The organism is Streptomyces sp. NPDC050504 (assembly GCF_044458065.1).
Classification (GTDB): domain Bacteria; phylum Actinomycetota; class Actinomycetes; order Streptomycetales; family Streptomycetaceae; genus Streptomyces.
In genome coordinates, this window is sequence record NZ_JBITHO010000004.1 from 870,357 (window position 1) to 877,631 (window position 7,275).

Here is a 7,275-nt window from a genome sequence, read left to right on the forward strand (position 1 = left end):
CGGTGATCCGGCCCCGCCGTACACCCCGCTTCACGGGACACCCCGTCCACCGGCCTCGCGGGCGACCGGCGGGCAGGCCGTGAACTCCAGCGCTTGTCGTCGCACGGCCGGCCCGCCACTACGACACCGCCCCACTAACCAATCGTGACCTGACGCGACCTGGCACACAGCTCCGCCAGACCGCCCCCGGTCACCGGGGAGACCACCCCTTCCTCGGTGACGATCGCCGTCACCAGATCCGGGGGCGTGACGTCGAACGCCGGGTTGTACGCCTGGGATCCCAGCGGCGCCACGGGCATCGCCCCCGCCTCCGCTCCCGCCGCCGGAACCTGCGGCGGGGTGAACTCCGTCACCTCCTGGCCAGGACGCTGTTCCACCTCGATGGCCGCACCGTCCGAAGTGGCCAGGTCCACGGTCGTGACCGGCGCGACCACCACGAACGGCACGTGGTGGTACCTGGCCAGCACCGCGAGCGGATAGCTCCCCACCTTGTTCGCCACCGAGCCGTCCGCCGCGATCCGGTCGGCGCCGATCAGCACGGCGTCCACCTCGCCCGCGGCGAAGAGCGACCCCGCCGCACTGTCCGTGAGCACGCTGTACGGCATCCCGGCGCGCGCCGCCTCGTAGGCGGTCAGCCGGGCCCCCTGGAGCAGCGGTCGCGTCTCGTCCACCCACAGCCGCCGCAGCCGCCCCGCGCGGTGCGCCCGCAGGGCCACCGCGAAGGCGGTGCCCTCGCCGCCCGACACCAGCGCGCCCGTGTTGCAGTGCGTGAGGATCCGGTGGCCGCCGCCCGGCAGCAGCTCGTCCAGGAGCGCCAGGCCGTGAACCGCCATCCGCCCGCTCGCCTCGGCGTCCTCCCGGTGCAGCTCCCGCGCCGCCGCCAGCGCCGCGGCCGCCGCCCGCTCCTGGTCCGCACCCTGCGCGAGGGCCGCCCGGTACGCCCCGACCGCGCGCCGCACCCCGTACCCGAGGTTCACCGCGGTGGGCCGCGCCCGCTCCAGCAGCGCCGAAGCCTCCGCCACGTCGTAGCCCCGCACGGCGGCCAGCGCCACCCCGTACGCCCCCGCGATGCCCAACAGCGGTGCTCCGCGGACGGCCAGCGTCTGGATGGCCAGCACCAGCGCCGGCACATCCGTACAGACGAGCTCGACCTCCTCGGCCGGCAGTCGTGTCTGGTCGAGGAGCACCAGCACGGGCCCCTCCGGCGGCTCGTCCCACCGCAGCGATGGGAGGGAAGACACCGCGTCACCCACTGGGAATTGCGCGTCCTGATCAGCCATCCGCCCAGTCTGCCCGGTAAGGCGCCCACAAATGAAGGTGCCAGGGTGATGCGGGGCCAGGTCCGCCCGCAGGCGGCGCGTGGCACGATGGCTGGCAACCCCGCTCCCCGAACGAGCCCCGCGAACAATTCCACGAGGTGGACGACGTGAACGACAGCCCGGGTTGGGCATCGCCCGGATCTGCCCCCTCCGACGGCCCGGACGGCAGTACCCGCCCCGTCGAACCTGCCGAGCCCGTCGAGCCCGCCGACGAGAACGGCTCCGCCGCCTCCAAGTGGTCCTCGAACCAGCCGCCCCCGGGCCAGTGGTCCGCGCCGGGCTCCCCCGGTTCCGGCCCCACGCCCCCACCACCGCCCCCGGGCCCCGGCTGGGGAGGTTCGCCCCGGCCCGGCGGCTGGAACAACCAGGGCGGCTGGAACAACGGCGGCTGGCAGCAGGGCGGCTGGCAACCTCAGCCCGCGGCCAAACCCGGAATCATTCCGCTCCGCCCGCTCGGAGTCGGCGAGATCCTGGACGGCGCCGTGACGGCGACGCGCACCCACTGGCGTACGGTCCTCGGCGTGACGATCGGCGTCGCCGTGGTCGTCCAGATCTGCGACATCCTCGTCCAGCGCTTCCTGATGCCCGAGCCGGTCACCATCGACCGGGACGCCACCGGCGCGGAAGCCCTCGACCAGACCTTCGACGCCTTGCAGAGCAGCGTGATCAGCATGATCCCGGTGCTGCTGCTCAGTCTGATCGGCACGCTCTTCACCACCGCGGTGCTCACCGTGGTCATCAGCCGCTCGGTCCTCGGCCGCCCGGTCACCCTCTCCGACGCCTGGCGAGAGGCCCGCCCCCGGCTGCTGCCCCTGCTGGGCCTGACGCTGCTGCTGCCCCTGATCGCCTCGGCCGTCCTGCTGGTCGGCATCCTGCCTGGCAGCCTCACCGGCGGCAGTTCCGGAGTCGCACTCACCTCCATCGGTGTTCTCGCCGCTCTCGGCGTGGTCCTCTGGCTGATGGTCAGCTTCTCCCTCGCCTCCCCCGCGCTGATGCTGGAGCGCCAGGGGATCGTGACGTCGCTGCGCCGCTCGGCCAAGCTCGTCAAGGGCTCCTGGTGGCGGACGTTCGGCGTACTGGCCCTGACCTTGCTGATCACCTTCATCATCACGATGGTCATCGATCTGCTCTTCATGGTCATCGCCATACTCGTGGGCGGCACCGAGATCAGCAGCCTCACCGCGTCGGACGCCGACCTCAGCTGGCCCTTCCTGATCATCACGGGCATCGGCGCGGTGATCGCCTCCGCGATCACCTACCCGATCTCCGCGGGTGTGACGGTCCTCCTCTACGTCGACCAGCGCATCCGCCGCGAAGCACTGGACCTCGAACTCGGCCGGGCCGCCGGCCTCCCTGGCTACACCGACACCTCCGGGAGCTGATGCGGTGCCGACGAGGGGGGCAACGGCAACCACACCGGCGCTGCTCCGCGCCGACGGCGACGTACCGGTGGACGTGCCCCGGCTCCCCGCCCGTGAGGCGGCGGAGCGGGAACTGTCCAAGCCGATGTACGACGACGACCAGAGTCTCCTCCAGCGCGCCTTCAACGCGTTCTGGGACTGGGTCGAGGAACTCCTCGGCAGTGCCTCCGGGGCAACCCCCGGGGGCCCGGTCGGCCTGGTGGTCGTCGTGCTCGTCGCCGTCGGCCTGATCGCCGCCCTCTGGTGGCGTCTGGGCACCCCGCGCCGTACCGCCCCGTCGGCACCCGCCCTCTTCGACGACCGCCCGCGCAGCGCCGCCGAACACCGCTCGGCCGCCGAGGCCCACGCCGCCGCCGGCCTCTGGACGCAGGCCGCCCAGGAACGGATGCGCGCCATCGTCCGCTCTCTCGAAGAACGCGCCCTGCTCGACCCCCGCCCAGGCCGCACCGCCGACGAGGCCGCCGCCGAAGCGGGCCGCCCCCTCCCCGGCCACGCCGACCGCCTGCGCACCGCCGCCCGGACGTTCGACGACATCACATACGGCGGCCGCACCGCCGACCGGCAGGCGTACACCCGTCTGCTGGACCTGGACCGCGACCTGGAGCGCACGAAGCCCCAGTTGAGCGGCACCGTCCCCGGGGCCCCTGGAGCTCCTCGATGACCGAGGGCGCCACCCGCTCCACCTCGACCGCCCTCACCGCGCACCAGGTCTGGGCCCGCAGCAGGGGGCTGCTCCTCGTCCTCGTCGTGCTCATCACCGCCGGCATCACCCTGGCCGCACTGCGTTCCGGGGAACAGCACAGCCGCCTCGACCCCCGCTCCACCGACAGGTACGGCAGCCGGGCCGTCGCCGAACTCCTCAAGTCCCAGGGCGTCTCCACCCGGGTCGTCACCACCCTCGACGAGGCCACCACCTCGGTCGGCCCCGACAGCACCCTGCTGGTGACCGCCCCGGATCTGCTCACCGAGAGCCAGCAGACCGCACTCCGCTCCGCAACCGCGAACTCCCCCGGCCGCACCGTCCTGATCGCCCCCGGCCCGCCCTCGATCACCACGCTGGCCCCCGGGGTACGCGCACGCTCCGTGCCTTCCGCAGCCCCCGCCGACCCCGACTGCGCACTCCCCGCAGCCCGCCGCGCGGGCGAGGTCGACCTCGGCGGCACCGGCTACACGTCCACGGGCCTCGCCGACGCCCACACCTGCTACCCCCGGGCGGGATTCCCCACCCTGCTCGTGTACGGGACCGCGAGCGGCGGCGACACCGTTCTGCTCGGCTCCCCCGACATCCTCTACAACAACAGCCTCGACGAGCAGGGCAACGCCTCGCTCGCGCTCCAACTCCTCGGCTCCCGCCAGCATCTCGTCTGGTACCTCCCTTCTTCCGCGGACGGCTCCACCGCCGAGGACGGCGAGCGCTCCTTCTTCGATCTGATTCCGTCCGGCTGGCTCTGGGGCACGTTCCAGCTGTTCGTCGCCGCCGTACTCGCGGCCGTCTGGCGCGCTCGACGCCTCGGCCCCCTCGTCACCGAACGACTCCCGGTCGCCGTCCGCGCCTCCGAGTCGGCCGAGGGCCGTGCCCGGCTCTACCGCAAGACCAACGCCCGCGACCGCGCGGCCTCCGCGCTGCGCGCGACCGCCCGAACGCGCCTCGCCCCGCTCCTCGGCGTCCCCCTTTCGGCCGCGCACTTCCCCGAGGTCCTGACCCCTGCGGTCTCGGCCCGCCTGAGCGGCACCGACCGGGACGTCCAGTCCCTGCTCTTCGGCCCGCCACCCGCCGATGACACCGCACTCGTCCGCCTGGCCGACCAACTCGACGCCCTCGAAAGAGAGGTACGCACTTCATGAGCGCCCCGACCCCCGAGTCCGCTCCCCGCAGCGCGGTCTCAGCCGATCCACGCGCGTCCCTGGAGGCCCTGCGCTCCGAGATCGCGAAGGCCGTGGTCGGCCAGGACCCCGCCGTCACCGGACTCGTGGTCGCCCTGCTCTGCCGGGGTCACGTCCTCCTCGAAGGAGTGCCCGGCGTGGCCAAGACCCTCTTGGTCCGGGCTCTCGCCGCGTCCCTCGAACTGGACACCAAGCGCGTGCAGTTCACCCCCGATCTGATGCCCGGCGACATCACTGGTTCGCTCGTCTACGACGCCCGCACCTCCGAGTTCTCCTTCCAGCCCGGCCCCGTGTTCACCAACCTCCTGCTCGCGGACGAAATCAACCGCACCCCGCCCAAGACCCAGTCCGCGCTGCTGGAAGCGATGGAGGAGCGGCAGGTCACGGTGGACGGCACACCGCGCCCGCTGCCCGACCCCTTCCTGGTGGCCGCCACCCAGAACCCCGTCGAGTACGAGGGCACCTATCCGCTCCCCGAGGCCCAACTGGACCGCTTCCTACTCAAGTTGACGGTCCCCCTCCCGTCACGCGAGGACGAGATCAACGTCCTAGCCCGCCACGCGGAAGGCTTCAACCCCCGCGACCTGCAAGCAGCCGGGGTTCGCCCAGCCGCCGGCCCCGAGGACCTGGAAGCGGCCCGCGACGCCGTCTCCAAGACCTCGGTCTCCGCCGAGATCACCGCCTATGTCGTCGATATCTGCCGAGCCACCCGCGAGTCCCCCTCACTCACTCTCGGTGTGTCCCCACGAGGCGCGACCGCTCTGCTCTCCACCGCACGCGCCTGGGCCTGGCTCACCGGCCGCGACTACGTCATCCCCGACGATGTGAAGGCGCTGGCCCTGCCGACCCTCCGCCATCGCATCCAACTGCGCCCCGAGGCGGAGATGGAAGGAGTCACCCCGGACTCCGTCATCACCGCGATCCTCGCCCACGTCCCCGTACCCCGCTGAGGCCCGGACCCCGTGGCCCTCACCGGACGTACCGCGCTCCTCGCAGCCCTCGGCTCGATCCCCGTCGGCATCCTCGCGCCCAGCTGGACAGGGATGCTCGTGGTCAACGCCCCGCTCTCACTAGCAATTCTGTGCGACTACGCCCTGGCCGCGCCAGTGCGTACGCTCCGGTTCACTCGAACCGGCGATACAACAGTTCGACTGGGTGACGCCGCTGATGTGCACCTGACCGTCACCAATCCCTCCGGACGCCCGCTGCGCGCCCTGCTGCGCGACGCGTGGCCGCCCAGCAGTTGGCTTCCGGGTACGGAGCAGGCCGCGTCCCGGCACACGCTTGAGGTCCCGGCGGGGGAACGCCGTCGCGTCACCACCGTGCTCCGGCCCACCCGCCGGGGCGACCATCACTCCGAGCGCATCACGATCCGCTCGTACGGCCCTCTGGGCCTCGCCGCCCGCCAGGGCGCCCACAAGGTCCCGTGGACCGTCCGCGTTCTCCCGCCCTTCGCCAGCCGCAAGCACCTGCCTTCCCGGCTGGCCAGGCTCCGCGAGCTCGACGGTCGGACCAGCGTCCTGATCCGGGGGCAGGGCACGGAGTTCGACAGCCTTCGCGACTACGTTCCCGGGGACGACACGCGGTCCATCGACTGGCGCGCGACCGCCCGCCAAACCAACGTCGCGGTACGCACCTGGCGCCCCGAACGGGACCGCCACATCCTGATCGTCCTCGACACGGGCCGCACCTCGGCCGGCCGCGTGGGTGACGTGCCCCGCCTCGACGCCGCGATGGACGCGGCGCTGCTCCTCACAGCACTGGCCTCGCGCGCGGGCGACCGTATCGATCTGCTGGCCTACGACCGTCGTGTACGTGCCCGGGTGCAGCGCCGCGCGTCGCGCGACGTCCTGCCCGCAGTGGTCGACGCGCTCGCCCCGTTGGAACCCGAACTCGTGGAGACCGATGCACGGGGCCTCGGCGCCGCCGCACTCTCCAGCGCCCCACGCCGTTCCCTCCTCGTACTCCTCACGAGCCTCGACGAGGCCCCCGTCGAGGAAGGGCTCCTGCCGGTCCTCCCGCAGCTCACACAGCGCCACACGGTGCTCGTCGCTTCGGTCGCGGACCCTCACATCAAGCAAATGACAGCGGCCCGGGGCACGGTGGAAGCGGTCTACGAAGCAGCCGCAGGCTCGCAAGCGCAGGAACAGCGCCACCGCACCGCCGAAAAGCTGCGGCGCCACGGAGTCATCGTCGTGGACGCCACTCCGGACGAACTCGCGCCGGCTCTGGCGGATGCCTACCTGGCCTTGAAGGCCGCAGGGCGCCTCTGATCTCCGGGCGAATCCAGAATGCCAGAGCGAGGAAAGGCCCCGTAAAGGCCCCGTAAACGCAGAAAAGCCCCGCACCATAAGGTGCGGGGCTCTCCCACAATGATTGTTCGGCGGCGTCCTACTCTCCCACAGGGTCCCCCCTGCAGTACCATCGGCGCTGAAAGGCTTAGCTTCCGGGTTCGGAATGTAACCGGGCGTTTCCCTAACGCTATGACCACCGAAACACTATGAAACTGAACACCAGCAACAACCCAAATCGTTGTTGTGGTCTGTTCGTGGTTTCAGAACCAACACAGTGGACGCGAGCAACTGAGGACAAGCCCTCGGCCTATTAGTACCGGTCAGCTCCACCCCTCACGGGGCTTCCACATCCGGCCT

The 7,275-nt window shown here is 71.8% G+C and carries 6 protein-coding genes and 1 rRNA gene; 5 read left to right on the forward strand and 2 right to left on the reverse strand.

All coding sequences use genetic code 11. The annotated features are described in order from the left end of the window. Window positions 1-134: 134 nt before the first annotated feature. Window positions 135-1,280, reverse strand: a complete 1,146-nt coding sequence (gene mtnA, locus ACIBNE_RS19090; protein WP_399272903.1) for an S-methyl-5-thioribose-1-phosphate isomerase — start codon at window positions 1,278-1,280, stop codon at window positions 135-137. 146 nt (window positions 1,281-1,426) lie between these two features. Here mtnA and ACIBNE_RS19095 point away from each other — a divergent pair, with 146 nt between their 5' ends. Genes ACIBNE_RS19095 through ACIBNE_RS19115 form a run of 5 tightly spaced genes read left to right on the forward strand, consistent with a single transcriptional unit; the run spans window position 1,427 to window position 6,897 of the window. Next, a complete protein-coding gene (locus ACIBNE_RS19095; RefSeq protein WP_399272905.1) occupies window positions 1,427-2,701 on the forward strand; it encodes a hypothetical protein in 1,275 nt (424 codons plus the stop codon). A gap of 4 nt (window positions 2,702-2,705) precedes the next feature. Further along, window positions 2,706-3,401 carry a DUF4129 domain-containing protein gene (locus ACIBNE_RS19100; RefSeq protein ID WP_399272907.1) on the forward strand — a complete coding sequence of 232 codons (696 nt, stop codon included), beginning with the start codon at window positions 2,706-2,708 and terminating at the stop codon, window positions 3,399-3,401. Continuing rightward, on the forward strand, window positions 3,398-4,585 hold the full coding sequence (locus tag ACIBNE_RS19105; RefSeq protein ID WP_399272909.1) for a DUF4350 domain-containing protein: 1,188 nt from the start codon (window positions 3,398-3,400) through the stop codon (window positions 4,583-4,585). Before ACIBNE_RS19100 ends, ACIBNE_RS19105 begins: the two co-directional genes overlap by 4 nt. Further along, window positions 4,582-5,574, forward strand: a complete 993-nt coding sequence (locus ACIBNE_RS19110; RefSeq protein WP_399272911.1) for an AAA family ATPase — start codon at window positions 4,582-4,584, stop codon at window positions 5,572-5,574. Before ACIBNE_RS19105 ends, ACIBNE_RS19110 begins: the two co-directional genes overlap by 4 nt. A 12-nt stretch (window positions 5,575-5,586) precedes the next feature. Then, complete coding sequence (locus ACIBNE_RS19115; RefSeq protein WP_399272914.1) at window positions 5,587-6,897, forward strand: DUF58 domain-containing protein; 1,311 nt, start codon at window positions 5,587-5,589, stop codon at window positions 6,895-6,897. A 105-nt stretch (window positions 6,898-7,002) separates the two neighbouring features. Here ACIBNE_RS19115 and rrf read toward each other — a convergent pair. Beyond that, window positions 7,003-7,119, reverse strand: a 5S ribosomal RNA gene (gene rrf / locus ACIBNE_RS19120). Window positions 7,120-7,275: the final 156 nt, after the last annotated feature.